This is a genomic window from Brevundimonas sp. Bb-A, from assembly GCF_009394735.1.
GTDB classification, from domain to species: domain Bacteria; phylum Pseudomonadota; class Alphaproteobacteria; order Caulobacterales; family Caulobacteraceae; genus Brevundimonas; species Brevundimonas aurantiaca.
In genome coordinates this window covers 2,870,684-2,895,205 of the sequence record NZ_CP045456.1, presented here as the reverse complement: position 1 = coordinate 2,895,205, position 24,522 = coordinate 2,870,684, and the positions used below count along the sequence as shown (strand labels likewise).

The window sequence follows — 24,522 nt, the reverse complement described above, 5'->3', positions numbered from 1 at the left end:
GGGCGTCAAGCCGTCATCCGCAGGCGGCGAAGAAGCGTTCGATCTCGGCCAGGGCGGCGGGGCGGGCGGCGTAGGCGTGACGTTCGTCCCCGTCCCAGACGGCGATCCAGCCCAGCCGGCGGAACCGCTGGAAGACGGGGTCCTTGGTGCTGGCGCGGGCCTGGGCGTAGTAGCCGTCGCTGATCGCCGCCTCTTCAGAAGTGGCGCGATAGGTTTCGGTGTCGCCGCCGGACTCCAGCCGCAGCTGGCGCGCCGGCTTGTCGAGTATGGCGGCCAGATCCAGGGTGTCGGAACCGGGACGGCAGAAGAGCTGAAGCTTGACTTCGTCGCTGTGGGCCATGCCGTAGACCAGAGCCTGTTGCGGCGGCTCGTCCGTGTTGCGGATCCAGTCGTAGCCCGGCGTCGGGGCGGGGGCGGATGCGGCCGGGGACAGGTCGGCCGTCGGCGGCTGGGTCGCGCAGGCGGCCAGGGCCGCGACGGACAGAAGGGGCGGGATCAGCTTAAGCCGGGACATCGTCGGTCTCCTCAACCGGCGCAACGGTCCGCCAAACGGCGCAGCTTGGCAAGATGGGCGCGGGGGATGGCCACCCGGTCTGTTCGATCGCCCGTCTGAATGGTCAGATCGCCCGAGCCGACGAAGGCGGCGAACAGCGGATGGTCGGTGCGGACCGTCACCTGCAGCCGTCCCCGCCGTCCGAACCGGGCCGGACTGGTCGCGGCGACGTCGCCGGAGCTCAGGCGCGCGAAGGCGGCGCCGGGCGCCGGGGCGTCTTCCTTGTATACCGTAAGGTCCACGACGCCTGAGCGCGGATCACATTCCACGGTGGCGCGAAGATTGGGCGTGTCGGGCGCCTCATTGGCCAGAACGACCGGACCCTCGTTCTCATAAAGGGTCCAGGTCCAGACCGGGGCGGCGCGCGGAGCTCCCGCCTGGCCGAAAGCCAGGAGGGCGGCGAGAATGAGGTTCATCGGTCGGCCCTGCTGGCGGTGGAACTCAAGCCTGCGTCAGCCGCGTATTTTGTCAAGCGCGCGAAGACCCGCAATAGGCCAGAAAGTCCGCGATCATTCGCCGCTCGGCCCTGTCAGCGGTCAGGTCGAACTGGCCTGCATCGCCCTGAACCCGCATCACGCCGCGGTCGGCGAGACCCTTCAGACTGGCGTCCTGCAAGGACAGGCGCGACTCCGTAGCGTCGCCGCCGGTCAAGGGATCGATCAGGCTGGGACCGTGCGAGGCGTTGATCAGGCGAGGCGTGTCCGGCTGAACGTCGCCATAGACCACGGCCGTCCGGTCGCCGGGCGAGCAGGTGACCATCAGGGCCAACTGATCGGAGTTGGCTACGCCGTAGGCCAGCTTGGCCATGGCGCCCTCGTGGCTCAGATGCCAGGCCATGGCCGGCGTTTCCGCCGACATATGGGCCGAGGGCTCGGTCGCCTGCGGCTTGGCGGCGAAGGCGACCAAGGCGATGGCAGCGGCGGCGGGGATCAGAACCTTGAACATTTGATTAACTCGCGTCTGACGGTCAAACGCGGGTATCCGTCAACAGTTCACGGCTCCGCTTGCGCGGTTGATGGTTGTGGCTTTCGCGCCGCAGCGGATCAGAACGGGCTGAAGCGCTCCACCAGGCTCTGCGCGGCGGGGGTGGCCTGCATCCGGCTGATGTCGCCCCGACCGCCGTAGGAGATGCGGGCCTCGGCGATTTGGGTGTGGTTGATCGAATTGGCCGAGGAGATGTCTTCCGGCCGCACGATGCCGGCGACGGTCAGTTCGCGAACCTCACGATTGGTGCGGACCTCCTGGCGGCCCTGGATGACCATATTGCCGTTGGCCAGAACCTCGGTGACGACGGCGGCGATGGTCAGAGAGACCTTTTCGGACCGGTTGACCGAGCCCGAGCCCGAGGCGTTCGTTTCGCCTTCCAGCCCGACCATCTTGGCCGGATCGAAACCGCCGGGGAAGGCGCGGCCCAGGCTGCTCTCTAGGCCGAAGAAGTTGGACACTCCGGTCGAGGCGTCGTTGGACCGCGACCGCTGGGTCGTGTTCTGGGTCTGGGCGCGGTCGTCGATGTCGATGCGGACGGTCAGGATGTCGCCGACGTGACGGGCGCGCTGGTCGCCGAAGAAGGTGCGGGCGCCGACCCGCCACAGGCTGTTGGCGCTGGCGGGGGTCGATTCAGTCCGCATCGCCGGGGCGGCCATATAGGCCTGCTGGGTGGGAACCAGGGCGGCGGGATAGCCGATGGGCGCCAGTTGGGGGCCGCGCACCGCCTCGACGGCGGTGGAGCAGGCGCCCAGGGAGGCGGCGGAGACGGCGGCGGCGAGGACGAGCTTGCGCATGACGGACTTCCCTAGCGGGCGGCGAATTGTTGAGGATTGGCGCGGACCATGTCGGCGGCGGGACCGGCAAGGGCCTGGCCGGGACCGGAGGCCACGGCGTCGATGATGCGGTTGGAGGAGGTGTTCATGACCGCCACGGGCTCGCCCAGGGCGGCGTTGCGCAGCGCCTTGCCCATGACGCTGAGATTGACGCCCCCGACCTGATAGGTGACGCGCACCATGTCGTTGCGGGCGATGACCTGGGCGCCGGCGGAGACAAAGGCGGGGCGGGCCGTCTGGCCGGCCGAGGCGGCGGCGGTCTGAACCGGGACGGCGGCGGCGCGACGCACGGCGACTCGACGCAGGCCCGTCGGATTGTCCCAGTCAAGACCCGCCTGACGCGCCTGGGCCTGGAGGGCGCCGGCTTCCAGAACGACGGACGGGCCAACGCGCTGGGCCACCACCACCTCAGAGGCGGCGCCCGCGCCCTCGAACAGGTCGCCCAGCGTCACCCGGCCGTCGTCGTCGACAGGGTTGGACTTCAGGACCACCGAGCCGGCTGAGGCGGCGCCGGCGATCGCGGCGAAGACGGCGGTCAGGGCCAGGGCGTTACGAACGATCTTCATGGCTCAGCCCTTCACCTGGGAGGTGACCGACATCATCTGGTCCGCCGTCGATATGACCTTGGAGTTCATCTCATAGGCGCGCTGGGCGATGATCAGGGCGCTGATCTCGGACACCGCATCGACGTTCGAGGCTTCGGTATAGGCCTGCAGGATCTGGCCGAAACCGACGTCGCCGGGCGAGCCGATGTTGGCGGCGCCCGAGGCGGCCGTCTCCAGCAAAAGATTGTCGCCGATCGCTTCCAGCCCCGCCTCGTTGAAGAAGGTCGCCAACTGGATCTGGCCCACGGTGGTCGGCGCCGTCTGACCCTGCTGCGTCGCCTGGACCAGGCCGGTCTTGGAGATGGTCAGCTTGACCGTGTCCTGCGGGATCGAGATCGCCGGTTCCAGAGGATAGCCGTCGTCGGTGACGATCTGGCCTTCGGGGCTGAGCTGCAGATTGCCCGCGCGAGTGTAGCCGATCTCGCCCGAGGGCAGGGTCACCTGGAAATAGCCGCGGCCGTCGATCGCCATGTCATAGGGATTGCCGGTCTGCTGGGGCGTGCCCTGTTCGGTCACGCGATAGACCGCCCCGGCCTTGACGCCGGCGCCGATCTGAATGCCTGTCGGGACGACCGTGCCCTGGCTGGAGGACTGGGCCCCCATCCGTTCGACGTTCTGATAGAGCAGATCCTGGAACTCGGCGCGCTGCTTCTTGAAGCCCACCGTGTTCATGTTGGCGATGTTGTTGGAGATGACCTCCACGTTCAGCTGCTGGGCGGCCATGCCCGAGGCGGCGGTGCGAAGTGCGCGCATGTCCAGGGTTCCTTATGCGACCTTGCCGAGGCGCTCGACGGCGCGACGGCTCAGGTCGGTGGTGTTCTCGATCATCCGGGTGACGCTCTCATAGGCGCGGCTGATCTCGACCAGGTTGGTGATCTCGACGAGGGAGTTGACGTTGGAGGCTTCCAGAGCGCCCTGATGGACCTGGGCGTCGTTCGCCTCGACCGGCTGGGTGTTCGAGCTGTTGCGGTAGAGGCCGTCGCCGCCCTTCTCCAGAACGCCGAGGGTGTCAAAGCGGACGACGGAGAGGCGGCCGGTGATCTGGCCCGCCTGGGTGATGGTCCCGTCCGCGCCGACCGATATGGCGCCCAGCGCAGGGTCCAGCACGATCTCGGCGCCGCCGCTCAGCACAGGCGCGCCCTGTTTGGTCGTCAACCGGCCCTCGGGGTCCAGGGTGAAGGCGCCGTCGCGGGTATAGGCCTCGCCGTTGGCGCCGTCGCGGACGGTGAAGAAGGCGCCTTCTCCGGCGATGGCGAAGTCCAGCGTGCGGCCCGTCTCGGACATGGCGCCCTGGCCGAAGTCCCGGCCGACGCCGTTGTCCAGCACGAAGCTGGCGGACGGCCGGATGGCGTCGTTGCGCGCCCGCTGGCCGATTTCCGTCCCGACCATCAGCTGCTCCACCTTGAAGCCGGTGGTGTCGGCGTTGGCGATGTTGTTGGCCACGATGTCCAGCTCGCGGCGCAGCGTCATCTGACGGGACAGTCCGATATAGGCGGCGTTTTCCACGACGAGGCTCCTTCGAAATCCCTTACGCAATGACCGTGCCAACAGGGTTAATTCAGGCGCGGCGGGGCTTTGCGGGGGAGGAGGGCCGGGTTCGCCCGGCAAAAACTGCCGTTTGTAAACGTCGCATTAACCAAGCCGGGCCGATCTTCCCCTGTAGATTCTCCGGGGCGAGCGCATGTTGAAACTTGGCAAGAAGAAGGGCGACCCCAGCGCCGACGCGGCCGAGGCCGAGGCGGGCGCCGAGGGCGAAGAAGGCGCGCCCAAGAAAAAGAAGCTGCCGATCCTGTTCATCATCGCGCCGGTCGCCCTGCTGGTCCTGGGCGGCGGCGGCGCGGCGGCCTTCTTCCTGATGAAGCCCAAGCCGGCCGAGGCGCATGGCGAGGAAGCCGCCGCAGCGGAAGGCGGCCACGGCGAAGCCAAGGCCGAGGAAAAGGGCGGTCACGGCAAGGAAGAGAAGAAGGGCGAGGAAAAGGGCGGCGGCCACGGCGGGGGCGGCAAGGAGGGCGAGGCCGATCCGTCGCTGGGCAAGATTTCGGAAGGGCCGGACGGCGTCACCTTCTACACCCTGCCGGACATGGTGATGAACATCCAGTCGCCGGACGGACGCCCCACCTTCCTGAAGCTCAAGCTGACGCTGGAGATGCATGACGCCGAGGTGGCGACGCATCTGCAGGAAGAAATGCCGCGCCTGCAGGACATGTTCACGGGCTTCGTGCGGGAGCTTCGCCCCGAGGATCTGAGCGGTTCCGCCGGCACCTATCAGCTGCGCGCCGAGCTTCTGCGCCGCATCAATCTGGTCGCCGCGCCGGGCAAGGTCGACGCCGTTCTGATCGAAGAAATGCTGGTGCAATAGGCGATGACCGACGCGCCGATCGATTCCCTGGCCGGACTGGGCGATCCTGCGGACGCCCTGTCCGAGCGCGTCCTGAACCAGGACGAGATCGACAGCCTGCTGGGCTTCGATCTCGGCGACGACGACGGGTCGGAAAAGTCCGGCATTCGCGCCATCATCAACTCGGCGCTCGTCTCATACGAACGCCTGCCGATGCTGGAAATCGTGTTCGACCGCCTGGTGCGGTTGATGACGACCAGCTTGCGCAACTTCACCTCGGACAACGTCGAGGTGTCGCTGGACAACATCTCGTCGATCCGGTTCGGCGACTATCTGAACTCCATCCCTCTGCCGGCCATCCTGGCGGTGTTTCGGGCCGAGGAACTGGACAACTACGGTCTGCTGACCGTCGATTCCAACCTGATCTATTCGATCGTCGACGTGCTGCTGGGCGGCCGTCGCGGCACGGCGGCCCTGCGGATCGAGGGGCGGCCCTACACCACCATCGAACGGGTGCTGGTGCAGCGGATGGTGGAGGTGGTGCTGAACGACGCCCGCCAGGCGTTCGAGCCCTTGACCCCGGTCACCTTCAATCTGGACCGGCTGGAGACCAATCCGCGCTTCGCCGCCATTGCGCGCCCGGCCAACGCCGCCATCCTGATCAAGCTGCGGATCGACATGGAGGATCGCGGCGGACGGATCGAACTGCTCCTGCCCTATGCGACGCTGGAGCCGATCCGCAAGATGCTGCTGCAGCAGTTCATGGGTGAGAAGTTCGGCCGCGACAACATCTGGGAAGGCCACTTGGCCACCGAAATCTGGACCACCGAAACCGAGGTGCGGGCGGTGCTGGACGAGCAGGTCATGCCCCTGTCCAGCGTCTTGAACCTGAAGGTCGGGGACACGATGATGCTGAACGCCACGCCGGATTCGGAGGTTTCGATCCGTGCGGGCTCCATCCCCCTGACGACCGGCCGCATGGGCCGAAAGGGACAACATATCGCCGTGCGCGTCGAAGGGCCGATCAGCCCGGAATCCGCGGCGAGAATAAAGGGCGCGCGCTGATGGCTGGAATGATCATGGACGCCGTCCTGATGCTGCTGCTGGTCGCGGCGGTCGGCTACGGGATCAAGCTGGAGCGCAAGCTGGCGGCCCTTCGCACCGGGCAGATCGCCTTCGCCCAGGCGGTGACCGAGCTGAACGCCGCCGCCGGCCGCGCCGAGGCGGCCCTGGCCAATCTGCGCGCTTCGGGCCAGGAGACGGATCTGCTGCACGACCGGATCATCAAGGCGCGCGAGGTCAAGCAGCAGCTGGAGGTTCTGATCGCGCGGGCCCCGACCGCGACGAGCCGGAGCCGGGAAGAGGAGGCGGTCGCCCGTCCCGAACCGGTTCGTTCGGCCGCGATCGCCCCTTCGCCGGCCGCCCTGGTCAATGACGACGACGAGCGCGCCCGCCGCATGGCCGCCCTGGCCGAACGCATCCAGGGCATGACCCCGACCGTCGCGAGCGCCGCGACGGGCCGGGCGCCGGCCGGGCGCGACAATGTCGCCGCCATCGTCCAGGCCCTGACCGCCGTCGGCTCCGCTAACCAAACCGCAAAACAAAGCCTCAACGCCGCGCGTCGTAATCTGGACGACGACCTGTTCGCCGCCTGAGTTCGGAACCTTCTTTCATGGCCCGCATCCCCCGCCTTCTCCCCCTGATCGCCGTCGCCATCGGCGGGGTCGTCGCCGTGCGCGCCGTCGGCGTCGCGCCGGGCCTGTTCGAAGGCGCCAAGGCCTGGGCCGAGGAGGCTGCGCCGGCCGCCGCCGCTGCGGCGCCCAAGCCCGCCCCGGCCGGCACCTGCGCGCTCTCGCCCGAACAGCTGGCGCAGCAGGCCGGCATTTCTCCGGCCGAGCTGAAGATCATCCAGTCCCTGTCGGCGCGCCGAACCGAGCTGGACGCGCGGGATCAGGACTTCGCCACCACCCTGCCGCTGATGGTCGCCGCCGAGCAGAAGCTGGACGCCAAGGTCAAGGCGCTGGAGGCGCTGAAGGCCGAGATGAAGCAGATGCTGGGCCAGGTCGACGAGCGCGAAAAGGCCGAGATCGACCGGCTGGTTCAGGTCTATTCGGCCATGCGGCCCAAGGACGCCGCCCCCGTCATGGCTTCGCTGGAGGATCGGGTTCGTCTGCCGGTCGCGGCGGCCATGCGGCCGCGCACCCTGGCGGCCGTCATGGCCCAGATGACGCCGGCCCAGGCCAAGGAGCTGACGGAGAAGATGGCCGCCCGCTTCCAGGCGCAGCAGATGGCGGCCCGCGCCGCCGCCGCCGAAGCGACCCCCGCCCCGGCCGCCGCCGCGCCCGCGACGCCGGGTTCTGGTCCGACGGCTGCGTCCCCGGCGCCGACGCCTGCTGCGGCGACCCCGGCGCGTCAGACCCCGCGTCCGGCCGCCCGCCGCCCGGCGAACCGTCCAGCCGCCCGCCCGACCGCGACCCCCGCCGCCGCTCCGGCCAGCGGTCCCCAAGCCTATCAGCCCTCGGCCGCCGACGCCCAGCCGCGCCAGACGGTGCAGTGACGTCCCTTGCGGATTCATCCTTAGTGGGATGACGGCGATCCGCTAACCCATTTGGGCGCATCCTCCCTTCACGCCCGATTTGGGGGCGAGGCATTGAGGATGGTCCGCCATGCTCGGGGAAGTCTTGTATATTGCGCACCGCCTTCGGCGCCCGCTGGCGCGCGGCCTGCTGACGGCGCCCCTGTGGCTGGCCATACCGCTGGCGCGGCTCTGGCTCGGGTTCTGAGCGGCGGTTTCGGTTGGCAGGGCGGCCGGGCGCGGCTATCACCGCGCCTTTCCGACCTACGAGCCCGCTGACCGACCATGTCCGACACGCCTCCCGACCGCCTCTCCGTCGACCCGTCCAGCCCCTATCACGACGCCGAGGCGTTGCAGCGCGGCGTCGGCGTCCGGTTCAAGGGCGAGGAAAAGACCAATGTCGAGGAATATTGCGTCTCCGAGGGCTGGGTGCGGCTGGCTCTGGGCAATCGCGTGGACCGCAAGGGCAAGGCCCTGACCGTCAAGTTGCAGGGGACGGTGGAACCCTATTTCCAGAACGGCTGACTCTTTCTAGGGTCGCGGCTTTCCAAGTGGAGCCGCGCCCATGTCCCTTCGTCTGCTGACCGCCAGCGCCCTTGCGCTGGGCCTTGTCGCCTTTGCGCCCCTGGCGTCGGCCCAGGACGCCGCGACGGTGGAGCGGGCGATCGCCATTCGCGACGCGGCCCTGCGCTCCAACATCGCCCTGGACTACGTCACCCAGCTGACGACCCGGTTCGGCGCGCGCCCGGCGGGATCGAAAGCCGAACAGGACGCCGCCGCCTGGGCCGCCGACTATCTGCGCGCCCACGGCTTCCAGAACGTCCGGATCGAAGAGTTTCCTCTGGTCGGGTGGGAGCGGGGCGAAAGCTCCGCCGCCATTGTCGGCGACCACGCCCAGGCCCTGGTCGCCGCCGCGCTGGGCCATTCGCCAGCCACCCCCACAGGCGGAGTCGAGGCCGAGATCGTCCGTTTCGCCTCGATGGAAGACCTTCAGGCCGCGCCGGACGCCGCTGTGCGGGGCAAGATCGTCTATGTCGATTTGGGCCAGATGCATCCGATGCAGGACGGCTCGGGCTATGGTCCCCAGACCCGCGTGCGCGGGGCCGGGCCGGGCGTCGCCGCGGCCAAGGGGGCGGCGGCCTTCGTGATGCGCTCGGTCGGGTCCGACGAGGACCGGATGCCGCACACCGGCACCACCCGCTATGTGGACGGCAAGCCGACGATCCCCGCCTTCGCCCTGTCGGCGCCGGACGCCGACCAGGTCAGCCGCCTGGTCGCCCTGGGCGAGCCGGTGCGGATGCGCCTGACCTCGACGGCCCATACCTATGAGACCCACAGCCAGAACGTGATCGGCGACCTGCCCGGCGCCAGCCGTCCGGACGAGATCATCGTCCTGGGCTCGCACATGGACAGCTGGGACCTGGGCACCGGCGCGATCGACGACGGAGCGGGCGGCGCCATTACGGTGGCCGCAGCCAAGGCCATCGCCGACAGCGGCCGTCGCCCGGCGCGCACCCTGCGCGTCATCTTCTATGGTTCCGAAGAGGTGGCCCAGCCGACGCCCCGGACCGGCAACGGCGGCGGCGTCTACGCCCGCAACCAAGGCGCCGCCCTGGACAAGCACATCATCGCCGGCGAGAGCGACTTCGGCGCCGACCGGGTCTATGCCCTGCGGCTGCCGGCCGGCGCGCAAGGCTCCGACTTCCAGAAGGCCGCCACGCGCGTCCTCTATCCGATCGGCGTCCTGGCCTCGGACCGCGTCGAGACCGAGGGCGGGGTCGATGTCGGGCCTATGGGGCCGTTGGGCGTGCCCTTCTTCGGCCTGGCCCAGGACGGAACCCGCTATTTCGACCTGCACCACACGGCCAACGACACCCTGGACAAGATCGACCCGGCCCAACTGAGCCAGAACGTCGCCGCCTGGGCGGGGCTGCTGTGGCTGATCGCCGATTCGGACGTCGATTTCCGCGCCATGCGCCCCGCCGCCCCGGCCACGCCTGCGCGCTGAGCCGCTTGGCCCCGGCCGCCGGTTCTGGCTATAGAGCCGGACCGGCTCGCGGGCGTGGCGAAACTGGTAGACGCAGCAGACTTAAAATCTGCCGGGCGAAAGCCCTTGCCGGTTCGATCCCGGCCGCCCGCACCAGCAGCCCCGTCCGCGCCGCTGGATCAGATGACCCGATGCAGCACGGCGCCTTCGGCGATATGGCGTATCACGGCGTCGCGTCCTGGCGCGTCCAGGCCCGCCGACAGGCCTATGGCCTTGCAGTTCTGCCGGGCCAGGTCGCATGCGGCGTCGATCAGGCCCTGGACGAGCCGCTCGGGCCTCAAGAGATCGAAGGCGACCAGGGCGTCGACGATGAATTGACGCTCGCCCTCCGTCGTGGTGGCGATCGTATAGGCCAGGACCGCGCGCACGACCCCTCCCGCCACGGCCGCCATCACTCCGCCGGCCGCAGGCGCCGCCGCGACGCGGGCGCGCCAGGCGTCCATCGTCAGGGTCGAATCAGCCATGCGCGCGATGACATAGGCCTGGTCGGCCTCGTCGCCGCTCAGGCGTCGGTATTGGAGTGCGCTCATTGTCGGACGTCTAGGGCTTGGACGAAAGGACCGCCTTGATCCGCGTCAAAAGAATTGCGTCTTAGGCGGACAAGAGCATAATCGCGCCATCATGCTGGAACTTCGCGCCCTGCCGACCGACTGCGCACAGCGCCGACAGGAATCGGTCTGCGTCGGCTGCGGCGCGCGCGCCTTCAGCGTCTGCAGCAGCCTGGATCCGGCGGACCTGGCCGGCCTGGACGCCATCGCCGAAAGGGTGTCGCTGAAGGCGGGCGAGGCCCTGATCCGCGAGGGCGATCCGGCCATCCATCTGTTCAACATCACCTCGGGATCGGTGCGGATCTACAAGCTGTTGCCCGACGGGCGGCGCCAGATCACGGGCTTCCTGTTCGCCGGCGACTTCGTGGGCCTGGCGACCGGCGAGGACTACGCCTTTTCAGGCGAGGCGATCGAGGATTCGACCCTGTGCCGGTTCCGCAAGAGCGAATACCGCGCTCTGGTGCGTGAGCGGCCCCGGCTGGAAGAGGCTCTGCTGGATCGGGCGACCCACGAACTGGCCGCCGCCCAGAACCAGATGCTGCTCCTGGGCCGCAAGACGGCGCAGGAACGAATCGCCTCCTTCCTGCTGGAGCTGCCCAGCCGCGATCCCTTGCGGCCGCAGGCCGAGGATCAGGTGCGGCTGCCGATGACCCGATCCGAGATCGCCGACTATCTGGGCCTGACCATAGAGACGGTGAGCCGGGTCCTGACCAAGTTCAAGACCACAGGGGTGATCCGTCTGCTGTCGCTCAGCGAACTGCGGATCGAAGAACCCGAGCGGCTGCGCGACATCGCCGAGGGCGAGGCTTAGAGCCTGATCGGTTGAAGTGGAATCGCTTCGCGCTTCCGCTGAAGCCGTGAATCAGGCTCCAGATTAAAACGAGAGCATGATTCACGCTTCTGTCGGAACCGCGAAGCGGTTCCGTCCGAAACGATTATGCTCTAGGCGGGCGTGAGCCGGCGGGCGGGCGCCAGGCCGACCCGGCCGTCTTCCCCCACGCCCTCGACCCGGATCGTCCGGTCGCACAACTGAGTTGGGGCGGAGCGGTGGCTGACCAGGATCAGGCCCTGACCGGCCTGTTTCAGCCGTCGATCCAGGGCCTTCAGCACCTGGGCCTCGGTCGCCGGGTCCAGCCCCTCGGTCGGTTCGTCCAACACCAGCCAGGCGGCGGGCCGCAGATAGGCGCGCGCCAGACCCAGCCGACGCCGTTCGCCCCCGGACAGCCGTTCGCCGTTGGGGCCGATGCGGGCGTCCAGACCCGCCGGGTCGGCGCGCAGACGTTCGGCCAGGGCCGCGTCGTCCAGGGCGCGCCACAGGGCGTCGTCGTCGGCCGGGCCGGCCAGCAGCAGGTTCTCGCGGACGGTGCCGTCGATCAGCCGCACGTCCTGGGCGGCATAGGCGAACAGCGGCCGTCGGTCCTCGGGGGTCAGGTCGGCGACGTCGATGTCGCCCAGGCGAGCTTCGCCCGGCTGGGCGTCCCGCAGGCCGATCAGGCGTTCGATCAGCGTGGTCTTGCCGGCACCGGAGGGGCCGATCAGGCCCAGGCGCGCCGGCGGATGAAGGGCCGCGCCGTCGGCCTGGAGCACCAGGGTCGGGGCGACCGAAACCGGCGCCCGATTCGGGTGAAGAGCCGAGGGCAGGGCCTCCAGGCGGCGGGCGGCTTCCTCGGCGGCGCCGTTCTGTTGCAGGGCGCCGACCAGGCCGGCGACCGATTCGACGCCCATCACCGCCGCCAAGGCGGCCAGGGCGGTCAGAGGCAGGGACGCGCCCAGGGTGGCGGGGACCACCGCCGCGACCGCCGCCCCCGTGACGACCGCCTGCCAGGCGGCCATCCAGCCTCCGGCCTGGGTCAGGGCGACTTGGGCCTGGTCCAGGTCGGCGGCGGCCTCGGCCGCTTGGGTCGCCGCCCAACGGTCCAGCCCATAGGCTTTCAATTCGGGCGATACGGCCTCGAGGGCGGCCAGCCGGTCTTTCAGTCGGCCGACGGCGATCTGAACCGCCTGCCCGGCGGGGGCGGCCAGACGTCGCGCGATCAGAAGGGCGCCGGCTGCGCAGAGGGCCATTGAGGCCAGCAGGAGCGCGCCCGCCCATGGACTGGCCAGGCCGGCGAGGAGGGCGGCGGACGCGGCGCCGGCTCCCAGGGCCCAAGGCGCCGACAGCCGCACGAACAGGGTCTGAACCGCGTCCACATCCTGGACCAGCCGCGCCGAGGCTTCCCCCGAAGCGAGAGCCAGGGCGCGGCTTGGCGGCGCCGAAGCCAGGGCGTCGAACAGTTGCGGACGCATCCGCGCCAGGGCCTTCAGCGCCGCCTCATGGCCGGAGACCCGCTCGATATAGCGGGCGCCGGTCCGCAGGATCGCCAGCAGACGGATGGTGGCGCTGGGCACCATATAGTTGAAGGCCTGGACCGCCGCCGATCCGGCGATCCCCGCGAGGGCGGCGCTGGTGATGAACCAGCCCGACAGCCCCAGAAGACAGGTCGCCGCCACGGCGACGATCGCGCCGGTCGTAGCGGCGATACGGAGACGCAGCCGCTGGGCGCGACGCTGGGCGGCGATCAGGGCGCCGATGCGGGAGGCCGAGGGACGGTTCATCACAGGCGCACCACGCGGTCGGCCATGGCCGCGACGGCGGCGGAATGGGTGGCGATCAAGGTCGTGCGACCGCGCGTCGCCTGGCGGATCAGATCCAGCATGGCCTCTTCCGCAGCCGGGTCCAGATTGGCCGTGGGCTCGTCCAGCAGCAGGATGGGGGCGCGCTTCAGAATGGCGCGGGCCAGGCCCAGGCGGCGCCGTTCGCCGCCCGAAAGGCCGCCGCCGCGTTCGTCGATGGGCCGGTCCAGATCGCCGAACAGGCCCGCCTCTCCGGCGGCGACCAGGATCCGGCCGGGGCAGGCGGACGGATCGGCGATGCGGATGTTGTCGCCCAGACTGCCCGGCACGACGACGGGGTTCTGGCTGGCCCAGGCGATCTGACCGGCGAAGTCGCCCGCCTGACTGAGGTGCGCGCCGCCCACCTCGACCTCTCCGGCGGTCAGGGGCGACAGGCCCAGGAACAGGTGCAGCAGGCTGGACTTGCCCGAGCCGCTGGCGCCGACCAGGGCGACGATCTGGCCGGGGCGGACCTCCAGGTCGAAATCGGAAATCACCGGGGCGGCGTCTCCGTAAGCGATAGAGACGCTAGAAAAGCGGATCGCCGGGGCGTCTTCCGGCAGGATATGTCGGTCGCGCGCGACGGGCTCGGGCGTGATCAGGGCGGGGACGGCGGCCTCGGCCGCCTGGCGGTCATGATAGGCGGCGGCAAGGCGACGCAGGGGCTGATACACCTCGGGCGCCAGGGCCAGCACGAAGAAGGCGCGCGGCAGGTCCAGCTGCTCGGGCGCGGGGAAGGGCAGGAGCTTCAACAGGTTGAAGCCGCAATAGACGGCGATCAGCGCCACCGACAGGGCCGAGAAGAACTCCAGCACCCCGGAGGATAGGAAGGCGATGCGCATGACCCGATTGGTGCGCCGCTCCAGTTCGTCGGAGGCGCGGGCGATTTCGACGGTGGTGCGGGCGCGGGCGTCAAAGGCCAGGACGGCGGGCAGGGCGCGCACCCGATCGACGAACAGGCCCGACAGCCGTTCCAGCGCCTGGAATTGACGGCGGCTTTCACCGGCGGCGGCGGTTCCGGCCAGGATCATGCCGAAGACGAAGGGCAGGAGGGTGAACAGGAGTATGCCGGCGGAAAAGGGGCTGGCGACGGCGGCGACGGCGATGATCAACAGGGGCGAAAGGCCGGCGGCCGTCTTCAGGGGGGTGAAGCGGGACATATAGCCGTCCAGCGCGCCGACCCCTTCGACCACGGCGGTCAAACGGTCGCCGGACCGGGCGCCCCGGCCGAAAAGGTCGACCAGCAGCCGGTCGCGCACGCTGGTCTTGACCGACCGACCCAGGCGCGCGCCCACCACCACCGTCGCCTGACCGATCAGGCCGCGGGCGATCAGGCTGACGACCGCCAGCAGCAGCCAGGGCAGGGCGGCCAGGGGCGAGGCGCCGAAGGCGGCCACCGTCATGGCCAGACCGCCGGCGAAACCGACCGCCGGAACCACGTCCGCCACCGCCAGAAGACCCGCCAGGGCGGTCAGACGCCGCCAGGGCGCGGCGGACCGTTTCAGCCAGACGGCGGGAGGGGCGGCGGGAGAGGAGGCCGAAATCGGCGCAGAGGTCATTCGAACACTCCAGCCTCGGGACAGGGCCGAAAGCCATTGGACAAACCGTCGTTGGGCGAAATGTCCAAGGACGATCAGTCCACTACGATCCCGAGGGCAAGGGGGCTTTGATCGAAATCAAGGCGACCGCCCCGCCTTGGTTCTAGGGCGGGACGAACGTCGGTCGTCGGGGCCGGCTACAAGGAGCCTAGAGCCATGATCGACCTCGCGGTCGTCGACCTATCCAGGCTGCAGTTCGCGCTGACAGCCCTTTACCATTTCCTGTTCGTGCCCCTGACCCTGGGGCTGTCGTTCATGCTGGTCATCATGGAGTCCATCTATGTGATGACCCGTCGGCCGATCTGGCGGACGATCACGCGCTTCTGGGGCACGCTGTTCGGCATCAACTTCGTGCTGGGCGTCGCCACCGGTATCACCATGGAGTTTCAGTTCGGCATGAACTGGAGCTATTACAGCCACTATGTCGGCGACATCTTCGGGGCGCCTCTGGCCATTGAGGGCTTGATGGCCTTCTTCCTGGAGGCCACCTTCGTCGGTCTGATGTTCTTCGGCTGGGACAAGCTGAAGCCGTCGGCCCACCTGCTGGTCACCTTCATGGTGGCGCTGGGTACGAACCTGTCGGCCGTGTGGATCCTGATCGCCAACGGCTGGATGCAGAACCCGGTCGGCGCCGCCTTCAATCCGGACTCGATGCGGATGGAGGTGACGGACTTCATGGCCGTGATCTTCAACCCGGTGGCCCAGGCCAAGTTCGTCCACACCGTCAGCGCCGGCTATGTCTGCGCCTCGGTGTTCGTGCTGGGGGTCTCGGCCTTCTATCTGCTGCGCGGCAAGCATGTCGGCTTCGCCAAGCGGTCGATGACGGTGGCCTCGGCCTTCGGCCTGGCGGCCTCTCTGTCCGTCGTCGTCCTGGGCGACCAGTCCGGCTACGCCCTGACCGACAACCAGAAGATGAAGCTCGCCGCCCTGGAAGCCATGTGGCACACCGAGCCCGCGCCTGCCGGTTTGACCCTGATCGGCATCCCCAGCATGAAGGACCGCGAGACCCACTACGGCGTCCACGTGCCGTGGATCATGGGTCTGATCGCCACCCGCACCATCGACAAGCCGGTCCAGGGCATCTTCGAACTGGTCGCCACCGCTGAGGACCGCATCGAATCCGGCGTCATCGCCTATGACGCCCTGGAGAAGGTCAAGGCCAATCCGGCCGATCCCGTCGCCCGCGGCGTGTTCGAGACCCATCGTCGCGACCTGGGCTACGGCCTGCTGCTGAAGCGCCACGTCGCCGATCCGCGCATGGCTTCGCCCGAGCTGATCAAACAGACGGCCTGGGAGACGGTGCCGAACGTGCCGGCCCTGTTCTGGAGCTTCCGCATCATGGCCGGCATCGGGATGTTCATGATCCTGTTCTTCGCCACGGCCTTCTTCCTGTGCACCGTGCGCAAGCATGACACCCGCTGGTTCCTGCGTCTGGCGGTGCTGATGATCCCGCTGCCGTGGGTCGCGATCGAGTTCGGCTGGATCCTGGCCGAGTTCGGGCGTCAGCCCTGGGCAGTCGAAGGCGTGCTGCCGACCTTCCTGGGCGCCTCGACCCTGACCGTGCCCCAGCTGTGGGGCACCATCATCGGCTTCACCGCCCTGTACGGCGCCCTGGCCGTCGTCGAGGTCAGGCTGATCCTCTACGCCATCAAGAAGGGGCCCTTCCACGAGCAGGAAACCTTCGGCGCCCCCGCCCCCGAGGCGCCCGCGACCCCCGTCGCCGCCCCGGCCGTGGCCTGAACCAGACAGACTGAGGACATCCGACCATGGATCTTCCAATCGACTTCGCAACCCTTCGCCTGATCTGGTGGGCCCTCTTGGGCGTGCTGCTGATCGGCTTCTCCCTGACCGACGGTTTCGACCTGGGGGTCGGGGCCCTGCTGCCCTTCGTCGCCAAGACGGACGAGGAGCGCCGGATGGTGATCAACACCGTCGGCGCCACCTGGGAAGGCAACCAGGTGTGGTTCATCCTGGGCGGCGGCGCCATCTTCGCCGCCTGGCCCTTCGTCTACGCCGTCAGCTTCTCGGGCTTCTACCTGGCCATGTTCCTGGTCCTGTCGGCCCTGATCCTGCGGCCGGTGTCGTTCAAGTACCGCTCCAAGCGGCCCTCGCCCAAGTGGCGGTCCTTCTGGGACTGGTGCCTGTTCATCGGCGGCTTCGTGCCGGCCCTGGTGTTCGGCGTCGCCGTCGGCAACGTCCTCTTGGGCGCCCCCTTCCGTCTGGATAGCGACCTGCGCTCCTTCTACGACGGCAATCTGCTGGGCCTTTTCACCCCGTTCAGCCTGATCGCCGGCCTGCTGTCGGTGGCCATGCTGGTGCTGCACGGCGCGGCCTGGCTGTCGGTCAAGGCGGAAAAGGGACCGGTGCTGGAACGCGCCCGTCTGTACGGCACGATCGCCGGCCTTCTGGCCCTCGTCCTGTTCGCTGCGGGCGGCCTGTATATGGCCTTCGGCAACGTCGGCTACCGGATCGTGGGCGACCTGGACATCCAGGGCTTCTCCAACCCGCTGCGCACCACGGTCGAGGCCGCGCCCGGCGCCTGGCTGGACAACTACAAGCTCTATCCGTGGATGATGATCGCGCCCACCCTGGGCTTCGTCGGGGCGGTGGTCGGCCTGTCGGGCATGTGGCTGCGGTCCGCGCCCCTGGCCTTCGGCGGGTCGTCGATCTCGACCGTCGGCATCATCTCGACCGTCGGCCTGTCGATGTTCCCCTTCATCCTGCCCAGCTCGATCGACCCGCAGTCCAGCCTGACGGTCTGGAACGCCTCGTCCAGCCACGTGACCCTGTTCATCATGCTGATCTGCACCCTGGTCTTCCTGCCCATCGTGCTGGCCTACACCAGCTGGGTCTACAAGGTGCTGTGGGGCCGGACCTCGACCGCCGCACTCAAGACCAACCCCGACCTGTACTGAACCCGAGGAGCATCAAGCCATGTGGTATTTTTCCTGGATCCTGGGTGTCGGGCTGGCGGTCGGTTTCGGCGTGCTGAACGGCCTGTGGCACGAGTTCCACCTGTTCGACGAAGGCGACCAAGGCCTGTCGGTCGATGCGGCGAAAGAAGGCGATGTCCCTCTCTAGCCCGGCCGGCGCCGACGTGCGGACGACGCGCGAGCTGATCGCCCGCTACGACGCCCACGCGCCGCGCTACACCTCCTATCCGACGGCGGCGCAGTTCACCCCCGCCGTCGGGGCCGCCGATTGGGGGGCGTGGCTGTCGGCCGCGCCCCTCGACCGCGCGGTGTCGCTGTATCTGCACATCCCCTTCTGCAAGCGGCTGTGCTGGTACTGCGGCTGCAACACCCGGGCGATGAACCGGGTCGCCCCCATGAGCAGCTATGTCGATCTGCTGCTGAAGGAGGCCGATCTGGTCCTGGCCCGGATGGGCGGGCTGAACGGCCGACGCCTGAGGGTCGGTTCGATCCATCTGGGCGGCGGCACGCCCAACATGTTGCCGCCGCAAGAGCTGGAACGGCTGTTCGCGGGCCTGGCGGCCCGGTTCGACCTGGGCGACTGTTTCGAGATCGCCGCCGAACTGGACCCCGAAGTCCTGACCCAGGACTGGATCGAGGCCGCCGGCCGCATCGGCCTGAGCCGCGCCAGCCTGGGGGTGCAGGATCTGTCGCCCGTGGTTCAGGCGGCGGTGAACCGGCCGGAATCCTTCGAGACCATCCGCTGGGCGGCCCAGGCGCTGCGGGCGCAGGGCGTGACCTCGCTGAACCTCGACCTGATGTACGGCCTGCCGCTTCAGGCGGTCGAGAACGTCGTCAATACGGTGGCCCAGGTCGCGACCCTGCGGCCCGACCGGATCGCCCTCTTCGGCTACGCCCATGTGCCGTGGATGAAGCCGCATCAGAAGCTGATCAAGGAGGCCGACCTGCCTGGGGCCGAGGCGCGCTTCGCCCAGAGCCAGGCGGCGGCGCGCTATCTGGTGCAGAAGGGCTGGCAGGCGATCGGACTGGATCATTTCGCCTTGCCGCACGATTCCATGGCCGCCGCCGCGCGGGCCGGCCGGCTGCGTCGCAACTTCCAGGGCTATACGACCGACGAGGCGCCGGTGCTGATCGGCCTGGGGGCGTCGTCGATCAGCCGCACGCCGCTGGGCTTTGTTCAGAACCACGCCCAGGAGCGTGACTGGCGCGCCGCGGTGGAAGCCGGAGACCTGCCGGTCGCACGAGGCGTGGCCCTGAATCCGCGCGACGCCTTCGTGGGCGAGATCATCGAACGGCTGATGTGCGACTTCGCCGTCGATGTGGCGGATCTGGCGCGCCGACACGGGCGCGCTCTGGCCGAGGTGGACGCCGCCTGGCCCCGGCTGCTGCCGTTCCAGCTGGACGGGCTGGCCGAAGTCAGCGGGTCTGTGGTGACGGTCACGGACCTGGGGCGTCCGTTCGTGCGGGCGGTCTGCGCCGCCTTTGATCCCGCCGCCGTCGACATCGAGAAGCGGCACGCCCGGGTGGTTTGACTGGACAGATTGTCCAACCCCTGCATGGGTTTGCGCTGGATCAAGGCCGAACCTTTGCAGGGGGCGCACATCCCTCTCAAGACGCTCGGAACAGGTCGCATGAGGCGGCAGCGGGCGTCGGGGATGAGCAAGATGAAACTGAAAACCCTGATCCTCTCAGCCGTCGCCGCCGCCGCCTTCGCCGCGCCGGCCATGGCCCAGACCGCCGTCTGGGAAGCGCCCAAGAAGGGCGACTGGGTCATCACCGGCCGCGTGACGGACGTCTTTTCCGAAGCCGACAACGCCATCACGACCGCCGCCGGCGCCGACTCCGGCCTGCACGTCGATGTGGGCGACAGCGTGATGCCGACCCTGGGCTTCACCTATTTCCTGACCGACCATCTGGCGGTCGAGGCGATCCTGGGCACGACCAAGCATGAGATCCGCGCCCAGGGCGGAACGACCGACGTCGCCGTTCATGAGACCTGGGTCCTGCCGCCGGTCGTCACCCTTCAGTATCGCCCGCTGACCGAGGGCCGGTTCAGCCCCTATGTCGGCGCGGGCGTCAACTACATGCTGTTCTACAGCGGCGAGGACAAGAACGGCTTCAAAGTCGATCTGGACGACAACTTTGGCTACGCCCTGCAGGCGGGCGCCGACATCGGCATCCAGGGACCGTGGAGCCTGAACGTCGACGTCAAGAAGGTGTGGGTCAATATCGACGCCGACGTCAACGACGGCGCTCTGAAGAGCGATGTGGATCTGGACCCGTGGGTCGTTTCTGTGGGGGTTGGCCGTAAGTTCTAAAAAAAACCGACATCGGAAATGCGTTCGAATGGAAGTCCCGCCGGTTCGCCGGCGGGGCTTTCGTCGTCGTGCGGATGCGCTCGACAAATCCGGCGGCGCGCCCTAGGGCCGGGAGCGACCGCCTATTGCGGCGCAACTTGGGGATTCTCGCATGCCTTCCGGTTTGATCGCCTTGCTCGACGACGTGGCGGGCATCGCCAAGATGGCGGCGGCTTCGATCGACGATGTCGGGGCGGCGGCGGGCAAGGCCTCGACCAAGGCCGCCGGGGTGGTGGTGGACGATGCGGCCGTGACGCCGCGCTATGTCACCGGCCTGTCGCCCAGCCGCGAACTGCCGATCATCGGCAAGATCGCCCTGGGGTCGTTTCGCAACAAACTGCTGCTGATCCTGCCTGCGGCGCTGTTGCTGAGCGCCTTCGCCCCCTGGGCCATAACCCCGATCCTGATGTGCGGCGGGGCCTATCTGTGTTTCGAGGGCGCCGAGAAGCTGATGGAGGTCTTCGGCGGCCATGGTCCTGACGAAGAGGTCGCCGCCGAGGACGATCCCGCGTCGCTGGAGAAGGCGACCGTGGCCGGGGCCGTGCGGACCGACCTGATCCTGTCGGGCGAGATCATGGCCATCGCCCTGGCCGATGTGGCGGCCCAGCCGATCCTGACCCAGGCGGCCATTCTGGCGGTGGTCGGCATCGCCATGACGGTCGCCGTCTATGGGGTCGTGGGCCTGATCGTGAAGATGGACGACATCGGCCTGCATCTGGCCGAGCGCCCCAACGGCGGGGTTCGCGTCCTGGGGCGCGGCCTGGTCAAGGGCATGCCGGTGGTGATGAGCGCCCTGTCGATCATCGGGACCGCCGCCATGCTGTGGGTCGGCGGCGGCATTCTGGTGCACGGAACCCATACGCTGGGCCTGCACTGGCCGGCCGAGCCGCTGGAGCATCTGGCCCATGCGGTCGGCGCCGCGACGGGTCCGCTGCACGGCGTGATCAGCTGGGCGGTGACGGCGCTGGGCTCGGCCATTATCGGGGTGATGGTCGGCGGGGCTATCGCCGTCGCCGTGCATCAGCTGGGACGGCTGCGGTCCCGACCGGCCCACTGATCCGCTGTCACGCCATCGCCATCGGCGGCCTTTAAGACGCTGAGCCACGCTGTTTCGGAGTAAGCCCATGTCCCTGTCGCGCATCACGCTGGCGGCCCTGGCCGCCCTGTCGCTGGGGGCGGCCGGTCCGGTCCTGGCCCAGACCGCCCAGACGGCGGCGCCGCAGACCGCCCGCGCGGCCCTGACGCCGCCGAAGCTGATCGTGACCATCGTGGTGGACCAGTTCAGCGCCAATCTGTTCGACCAGTATCGCAGCCGTTACTCCGGCGGCCTGCGGCGGATGGCGGACCAGGGACTGGTGTCGATCAACGGCTATCAGACCCACGGCCTGACCGAGACCTGCCCCGGCCACTCGACGATCCTGACGGGCCTGCATCCGTCCGAGACCGGCATCCCCGCCAACGACTGGATCGACGCCAAGACAGGCAAGGAGGTCTATTGCCTGGCCGCGCCGCAGAACCACCTGGCCCACGGACGGGACGACACCGACAACGGCCCGGTGGGGCCCGAGCAGCTGCGCGCCACGACCCTGGGCGACTGGCTGAAGGCGGTGAGCCCTGAGAGCAAGGTCGTCGCCGTCTCGGGCAAGGATCGGGGCGCGATCAATCTGGCGGGCCATCAGGGCCAGGCCTTCTGGTTCACCGGCGACTTCGGCCTGACCACCTATGTCGAGCCCGGCGAGACGGCGCAGGCCAAGCTGGCGCCGGTGGCGGATTACAACCGCGCCTTCCGCCAGGGGATGAGCCTTGCGCCGGTGACCTGGGACTACGCCCATGATCAGTGCCGGGCCCTGGCCGGGGACTGGACCATTCGCGGCCAGACCTTCCATTCGACCCTGCCGCCGGCGGGCCTGAAGTTCGACACCTCGCCCCTGCTGGACGAGGCGACGCTGGAGGCCGCCGAATATCTGCTGGACAGCCAGAAGCTGGGGCAGGGGCCGGCGACCGACATGCTGGGCGTCAGCCTGTCGGCCACGGACCGGATCGGCCATTTGTACGGCACCCAGGGACCGGAGATGTGCGAGCAGATGCTGCGGCTGGACGCGGCCCTGGGCGAGTTCCTGGATCGGCTGGCCCAGGTTCCGGGCGGGGTCCTGGTGGTGCTGACGGCCGACCACGGCGGGTCCGACTTCGTCGAGCGGCTGCACGACCACGGCTATCCCCACGCCCGCCGCGCCGACATGGCGGCGATCCAGGGGGTGAACGACGCGCTGAAGGCGCGTTTCAACCTCAGCGCCGATCCGCTTCAGGTCGGGGGCAGCGGCCTGATGGTCGCCGACGCCCAGCACCGGTCTTTGCCTGATCCGCTGCGGACCCAGGTGGCCGAGGCGGCGGTCGAGATGCTGCGCGCCCTGCCGGACGTGGCCTTCGCCGAAACGCGGGATCGGCTGCTGGCCGAGCCCTTGCCGGACAGCCGCGAGCCGGAGATGATGAGCCTGCGCGAGCGGATGCGCCTGTCGACGGTGGCCGAACGCTCGCCCGACATCCAGTTCGCCTGGGCCCAGAACGTCACCGCCGGCGGGCGGGTCGGCTCGACCCTGGCCGGGCACGGCACGCCGTGGGAATATGATCGCCGGGTGCCGATCCTGTTCTGGTGGCCCGGCGCGACGGGCGAGGAGCGGTTCCTGCCCATCCGCACCATCGACATCGCCCCCACCCTGGCCCACGTCATCGGGGTGGCGACGCCCAAGGTCGAGGGCCGCTGCATCGACCTGAACGGGTTCGCGGTGGCCGACTGCCCGGCGACGGAGACGACGCCGGCGCGATAAACTCCTGTTTCGGGGCCGTAAACTCGTGTTTCCCGAAGGGAAGCCGGGCTTACGCCCTTGACGTTTCCTAGGCAGAAGAGGGCAAATCGTCCCGGATCGGCGCCGCCGTGCGCCGCCGGGCGGCCCAGAAACCAGCAGGAAACGCCGTCATGAACAGAGCCCGCCGCGCCCGCATCGTCGCGACCCTGGGGCCCGCCAGCCGCGCGCCCGGCATGGTCAAGGCCCTGGCCCAGGCGGGGGTGGACGTCTTTCGGCTGAACTTCAGCCACGGCTCGCACGAGGACCACGCCGCCGCCCTGAAGGCCGTGCGGGGCGCCGAGATGGCGCTGCAACGGCCGCTGGGGGTTCTGGCCGATCTGCAAGGGCCCAAGCTGCGGCTGGGCCGGTTCAAGGACGTCGAGATCGCGGTCAAGCCGGGCCACAAGATGCGGTTCGACCTGGACCCGACGCCGGGCGACGAGACCCGGGTGCAGATGCCGCACCCCGAAATCTTCAAGGCCCTGCGCCCCGGCATGCTGCTGTTGCTGGACGACGGCCGGGTGCGGCTGCGGGTCGGCGACCGGACCGACGACTGGGCCGATGTGACGGTCGAGAGCGGCACGAAACTGTCGGACCGAAAGGGGGTGGCCGTGCCGGACGCGGTGATCCCGGTCTCGGCCCTGACGCCCAAGGATCGTGAGGACCTGGCCTTCGCCCTGCGCCAGGGGGTGGACTGGGTGGCGCTGAGCTTCGTGCAGAAGCCCGAGGACATGGCCGAGCTGAAGCGGATCGTGAACGGCCAGGCGGCCTGCCTGGCCAAGATCGAAAAGCCCGCCGCCGTGGCCGATCTGGAGGCCATTCTGGACTATTGCGACGGGGTGATGGTGGCGCGCGGCGACCTGGGGGTCGAGCTGGACCCCGAAGACGTGCCGGTGGCGCAAAAGCAGATCGTGCGGGCGGCGCGCAATCGCGGGGTGCCGGTGATCGTGGCCACCCAGATGCTGGAATCCATGACCAGCGCCCCGGCCCCGACCCGCGCCGAGGCGACCGACGTCGCCAACGCCGTTTACGAAGGCGCCGACGCCCTGATGCTGTCGGCCGAGACGGCGTCGGGCGACTATCCGCTGGAATCGGTCGGCATCATGAGCCGGATCATCGAGCGGGTCGAGCGCGACCCGATGTGGCCCAAGCTGATGGGCGCCGAACACGCTGGCATGGACGAACATGACGTGGACGCCCTGGTGGCGGCGGCGGGCATGGCGGCCAGCGCCCCCTCGACCGGCTGTCTGGTGGTCTTCACCACCCTGGGTGGCACGGCCCGGCGGATGGCGCGCGAGCGGCCGCTGAAGCCGATCCTGGTCCTGACCCCCAATCCGAACACGGCGCGGCGGCTGGCCTTGGTCTGGGGTCTGGAGCCCCGGCTGGGGGATCAGCCGGACTCGCTGGAGGCCGTGACCGACGATGCGGTCAACAGCGCGGTCCGCTATGGGCTGGCCGAGCCGGGCCAGCGCATTCTGATCCTGGCCGGCACGCCGTTCGGCGCGCCGGGGGCGGCCAATCTGCTGCGCCTGGCCCATGCGCCCGCCAAGGCCAAGGGGCGCAAGAAGGGCTGAGGATCAGGCGCCGTCGGACTGAGAAAAAACAGTCCGATGAGTCCATTGAGTCCGGTCAACGGGCCGCAGACGGCGGGAT

At 69.1% G+C, this 24,522-nt stretch carries 25 protein-coding genes and 1 tRNA gene; 16 read left to right on the top strand and 10 right to left on the bottom strand.

The window, feature by feature from the left end; genetic code table 11:
• Window positions 1-13 precede the first annotated feature (13 nt).
• From BSP_RS14235 to flgF, 7 genes are all read right to left on the bottom strand, one after another.
• Window positions 14-514 (bottom strand): hypothetical protein, encoded by a 501-nt coding sequence (locus BSP_RS14235; RefSeq protein WP_054766389.1) that lies wholly within the window; start codon window positions 512-514, stop codon window positions 14-16.
• 11 nt (window positions 515-525) lie between these two features.
• Window positions 526-969 carry a hypothetical protein gene (locus tag BSP_RS14230; protein WP_152950762.1) on the bottom strand — a complete coding sequence of 148 codons (444 nt, stop codon included), beginning with the start codon at window positions 967-969 and terminating at the stop codon, window positions 526-528.
• 52 nt (window positions 970-1,021) lie between these two features.
• The gene (locus tag BSP_RS14225) at window positions 1,022-1,498 is read right to left on the bottom strand and encodes a hypothetical protein (RefSeq protein WP_152950761.1); all 477 of its coding nucleotides are present in this window, start codon (window positions 1,496-1,498) and stop codon (window positions 1,022-1,024) included.
• Between the two features lie 98 nt (window positions 1,499-1,596).
• Window positions 1,597-2,334, bottom strand: a complete 738-nt coding sequence (gene flgH / locus BSP_RS14220; protein ID WP_152950760.1) for a flagellar basal body L-ring protein FlgH — start codon at window positions 2,332-2,334, stop codon at window positions 1,597-1,599.
• A gap of 11 nt (window positions 2,335-2,345) precedes the next feature.
• On the bottom strand, window positions 2,346-2,939 hold the full coding sequence (locus BSP_RS16545) for a flagella basal body P-ring formation protein FlgA (protein WP_152950759.1): 594 nt from the start codon (window positions 2,937-2,939) through the stop codon (window positions 2,346-2,348).
• A gap of 3 nt (window positions 2,940-2,942) precedes the next feature.
• Window positions 2,943-3,731 carry a flagellar basal-body rod protein FlgG gene (flgG, locus tag BSP_RS14210; RefSeq protein ID WP_054766384.1) on the bottom strand — a complete coding sequence of 263 codons (789 nt, stop codon included), beginning with the start codon at window positions 3,729-3,731 and terminating at the stop codon, window positions 2,943-2,945.
• Between the two features lie 12 nt (window positions 3,732-3,743).
• On the bottom strand, window positions 3,744-4,484 hold the full coding sequence (flgF, locus tag BSP_RS14205; RefSeq protein WP_152950758.1) for a flagellar basal-body rod protein FlgF: 741 nt from the start codon (window positions 4,482-4,484) through the stop codon (window positions 3,744-3,746).
• Between the two features lie 175 nt (window positions 4,485-4,659).
• Between flgF and BSP_RS14200 the strand changes: the two genes are divergently transcribed.
• From BSP_RS14200 to BSP_RS14170, 7 genes are all read left to right on the top strand, one after another.
• Window positions 4,660-5,337 (top strand): flagellar basal body-associated FliL family protein, encoded by a 678-nt coding sequence (locus tag BSP_RS14200; RefSeq protein WP_152950757.1) that lies wholly within the window; start codon window positions 4,660-4,662, stop codon window positions 5,335-5,337.
• A gap of 3 nt (window positions 5,338-5,340) precedes the next feature.
• Window positions 5,341-6,381: a flagellar motor switch protein FliM gene (gene fliM / locus BSP_RS14195; RefSeq protein ID WP_054766381.1), complete on the top strand. Its 1,041-nt coding sequence runs from the start codon at window positions 5,341-5,343 to the stop codon at window positions 6,379-6,381.
• The gene (locus tag BSP_RS14190) at window positions 6,381-6,971 is read left to right on the top strand and encodes a DUF6468 domain-containing protein (RefSeq protein WP_054766380.1); all 591 of its coding nucleotides are present in this window, start codon (window positions 6,381-6,383) and stop codon (window positions 6,969-6,971) included. The genes fliM and BSP_RS14190 overlap by 1 nt, the downstream gene beginning before the upstream one ends.
• 17 nt (window positions 6,972-6,988) lie before the next feature.
• Window positions 6,989-7,873: a MotE family protein gene (locus BSP_RS14185; protein ID WP_054766379.1), complete on the top strand. Its 885-nt coding sequence runs from the start codon at window positions 6,989-6,991 to the stop codon at window positions 7,871-7,873.
• A 303-nt stretch (window positions 7,874-8,176) separates the two neighbouring features.
• Window positions 8,177-8,416, top strand: a complete 240-nt coding sequence (locus tag BSP_RS14180; RefSeq protein ID WP_054766378.1) for a DUF3297 family protein — start codon at window positions 8,177-8,179, stop codon at window positions 8,414-8,416.
• 40 nt (window positions 8,417-8,456) lie between these two features.
• Window positions 8,457-9,899, top strand: a complete 1,443-nt coding sequence (locus BSP_RS14175; protein WP_054766377.1) for a M20/M25/M40 family metallo-hydrolase — start codon at window positions 8,457-8,459, stop codon at window positions 9,897-9,899.
• A gap of 48 nt (window positions 9,900-9,947) precedes the next feature.
• Window positions 9,948-10,034: transfer RNA gene (locus BSP_RS14170), tRNA-Leu, on the top strand.
• A 23-nt stretch (window positions 10,035-10,057) separates the two neighbouring features.
• Here the strand turns inward: BSP_RS14170 and BSP_RS14165 are convergent.
• On the bottom strand, window positions 10,058-10,468 hold the full coding sequence (locus BSP_RS14165) for a hypothetical protein (protein ID WP_054766303.1): 411 nt from the start codon (window positions 10,466-10,468) through the stop codon (window positions 10,058-10,060).
• 91 nt (window positions 10,469-10,559) lie between these two features.
• Here BSP_RS14165 and BSP_RS14160 point away from each other — a divergent pair, with 91 nt between their 5' ends.
• Window positions 10,560-11,297 (top strand): helix-turn-helix domain-containing protein, encoded by a 738-nt coding sequence (locus tag BSP_RS14160; protein ID WP_224760992.1) that lies wholly within the window; start codon window positions 10,560-10,562, stop codon window positions 11,295-11,297.
• A 131-nt stretch (window positions 11,298-11,428) separates the two neighbouring features.
• Here BSP_RS14160 and BSP_RS14155 read toward each other — a convergent pair whose 3' ends face one another.
• Window positions 11,429-13,081, bottom strand: a complete 1,653-nt coding sequence (locus BSP_RS14155) for an amino acid ABC transporter ATP-binding/permease protein (protein WP_152950756.1) — start codon at window positions 13,079-13,081, stop codon at window positions 11,429-11,431.
• Window positions 13,081-14,697, bottom strand: a complete 1,617-nt coding sequence (gene cydD / locus BSP_RS14150) for a thiol reductant ABC exporter subunit CydD (protein ID WP_054766301.1) — start codon at window positions 14,695-14,697, stop codon at window positions 13,081-13,083. Before cydD ends, BSP_RS14155 begins: the two co-directional genes overlap by 1 nt.
• 198 nt (window positions 14,698-14,895) lie before the next feature.
• Between cydD and BSP_RS14145 the strand changes: the two genes are divergently transcribed.
• The 8 genes from BSP_RS14145 to pyk all read left to right on the top strand — a co-directional run bounded on the left by BSP_RS14145 (window position 14,896) and on the right by pyk (window position 24,443).
• Entirely contained in the window at window positions 14,896-16,476 is a 1,581-nt protein-coding gene (locus BSP_RS14145) for a cytochrome ubiquinol oxidase subunit I (protein ID WP_152951159.1), read from the top strand.
• Window positions 16,477-16,502: 26 nt separating this feature from the next.
• Window positions 16,503-17,651, top strand: coding sequence for a cytochrome d ubiquinol oxidase subunit II (gene cydB / locus BSP_RS14140; RefSeq protein ID WP_152950755.1), 1,149 nt, complete (start codon window positions 16,503-16,505; stop codon window positions 17,649-17,651).
• 19 nt (window positions 17,652-17,670) lie between these two features.
• Complete coding sequence (gene cydX, locus BSP_RS14135; RefSeq protein ID WP_054766299.1) at window positions 17,671-17,817, top strand: cytochrome bd-I oxidase subunit CydX; 147 nt, start codon at window positions 17,671-17,673, stop codon at window positions 17,815-17,817.
• Window positions 17,804-19,201: an oxygen-independent coproporphyrinogen III oxidase gene (gene hemN / locus BSP_RS14130; RefSeq protein ID WP_152950754.1), complete on the top strand. Its 1,398-nt coding sequence runs from the start codon at window positions 17,804-17,806 to the stop codon at window positions 19,199-19,201. The genes cydX and hemN overlap by 14 nt, the downstream gene beginning before the upstream one ends.
• 123 nt (window positions 19,202-19,324) lie before the next feature.
• Window positions 19,325-19,987, top strand: coding sequence for an OmpW family protein (locus BSP_RS14125; protein WP_152950753.1), 663 nt, complete (start codon window positions 19,325-19,327; stop codon window positions 19,985-19,987).
• 151 nt (window positions 19,988-20,138) lie between these two features.
• The gene (locus tag BSP_RS14120) at window positions 20,139-21,083 is read left to right on the top strand and encodes a DUF808 domain-containing protein (protein ID WP_152950752.1); all 945 of its coding nucleotides are present in this window, start codon (window positions 20,139-20,141) and stop codon (window positions 21,081-21,083) included.
• Window positions 21,084-21,150: 67 nt separating this feature from the next.
• Window positions 21,151-22,851: an alkaline phosphatase family protein gene (locus BSP_RS14115; protein ID WP_152950751.1), complete on the top strand. Its 1,701-nt coding sequence runs from the start codon at window positions 21,151-21,153 to the stop codon at window positions 22,849-22,851.
• A gap of 149 nt (window positions 22,852-23,000) precedes the next feature.
• Window positions 23,001-24,443 carry a pyruvate kinase gene (pyk, locus tag BSP_RS14110; protein ID WP_152950750.1) on the top strand — a complete coding sequence of 481 codons (1,443 nt, stop codon included), beginning with the start codon at window positions 23,001-23,003 and terminating at the stop codon, window positions 24,441-24,443.
• The last annotated feature ends 79 nt before the right edge of the window (window positions 24,444-24,522 follow it).

Excerpts from the sequence above, each read along its gene's own strand:
- BSP_RS14235 (WP_054766389.1), bottom strand. The coding sequence starts at position 514 with ATGTCCCGGCTTAAGCTGATCCCGCCCCTTCTGTCCGTCGCGGCCCTG.
- BSP_RS14230 (WP_152950762.1), bottom strand. The coding sequence starts at position 969 with ATGAACCTCATTCTCGCCGCCCTCCTGGCTTTCGGCCAGGCGGGAGCT.
- BSP_RS14225 (WP_152950761.1), bottom strand. The coding sequence starts at position 1,498 with ATGTTCAAGGTTCTGATCCCCGCCGCCGCTGCCATCGCCTTGGTCGCC.
- flgH (WP_152950760.1), bottom strand. The coding sequence starts at position 2,334 with ATGCGCAAGCTCGTCCTCGCCGCCGCCGTCTCCGCCGCCTCCCTGGGC.
- BSP_RS16545 (WP_152950759.1), bottom strand. The coding sequence starts at position 2,939 with ATGAAGATCGTTCGTAACGCCCTGGCCCTGACCGCCGTCTTCGCCGCG.
- flgG (WP_054766384.1), bottom strand. The coding sequence starts at position 3,731 with ATGCGCGCACTTCGCACCGCCGCCTCGGGCATGGCCGCCCAGCAGCTG.
- BSP_RS14200 (WP_152950757.1), top strand. The coding sequence starts at position 4,660 with ATGTTGAAACTTGGCAAGAAGAAGGGCGACCCCAGCGCCGACGCGGCC.
- fliM (WP_054766381.1), top strand. The coding sequence starts at position 5,341 with ATGACCGACGCGCCGATCGATTCCCTGGCCGGACTGGGCGATCCTGCG.
- BSP_RS14190 (WP_054766380.1), top strand. The coding sequence starts at position 6,381 with ATGGCTGGAATGATCATGGACGCCGTCCTGATGCTGCTGCTGGTCGCG.
- BSP_RS14185 (WP_054766379.1), top strand. The coding sequence starts at position 6,989 with ATGGCCCGCATCCCCCGCCTTCTCCCCCTGATCGCCGTCGCCATCGGC.
- BSP_RS14180 (WP_054766378.1), top strand. The coding sequence starts at position 8,177 with ATGTCCGACACGCCTCCCGACCGCCTCTCCGTCGACCCGTCCAGCCCC.
- BSP_RS14175 (WP_054766377.1), top strand. The coding sequence starts at position 8,457 with ATGTCCCTTCGTCTGCTGACCGCCAGCGCCCTTGCGCTGGGCCTTGTC.
- BSP_RS14165 (WP_054766303.1), bottom strand. The coding sequence starts at position 10,468 with ATGAGCGCACTCCAATACCGACGCCTGAGCGGCGACGAGGCCGACCAG.
- BSP_RS14160 (WP_224760992.1), top strand. The coding sequence starts at position 10,560 with ATGCTGGAACTTCGCGCCCTGCCGACCGACTGCGCACAGCGCCGACAG.
- BSP_RS14155 (WP_152950756.1), bottom strand. The coding sequence starts at position 13,081 with ATGAACCGTCCCTCGGCCTCCCGCATCGGCGCCCTGATCGCCGCCCAG.
- cydD (WP_054766301.1), bottom strand. The coding sequence starts at position 14,697 with ATGACCTCTGCGCCGATTTCGGCCTCCTCTCCCGCCGCCCCTCCCGCC.
- cydB (WP_152950755.1), top strand. The coding sequence starts at position 16,503 with ATGGATCTTCCAATCGACTTCGCAACCCTTCGCCTGATCTGGTGGGCC.
- cydX (WP_054766299.1), top strand. The coding sequence starts at position 17,671 with ATGTGGTATTTTTCCTGGATCCTGGGTGTCGGGCTGGCGGTCGGTTTC.
- hemN (WP_152950754.1), top strand. The coding sequence starts at position 17,804 with ATGTCCCTCTCTAGCCCGGCCGGCGCCGACGTGCGGACGACGCGCGAG.
- BSP_RS14125 (WP_152950753.1), top strand. The coding sequence starts at position 19,325 with ATGAGCAAGATGAAACTGAAAACCCTGATCCTCTCAGCCGTCGCCGCC.
- BSP_RS14120 (WP_152950752.1), top strand. The coding sequence starts at position 20,139 with ATGCCTTCCGGTTTGATCGCCTTGCTCGACGACGTGGCGGGCATCGCC.
- BSP_RS14115 (WP_152950751.1), top strand. The coding sequence starts at position 21,151 with ATGTCCCTGTCGCGCATCACGCTGGCGGCCCTGGCCGCCCTGTCGCTG.
- pyk (WP_152950750.1), top strand. The coding sequence starts at position 23,001 with ATGAACAGAGCCCGCCGCGCCCGCATCGTCGCGACCCTGGGGCCCGCC.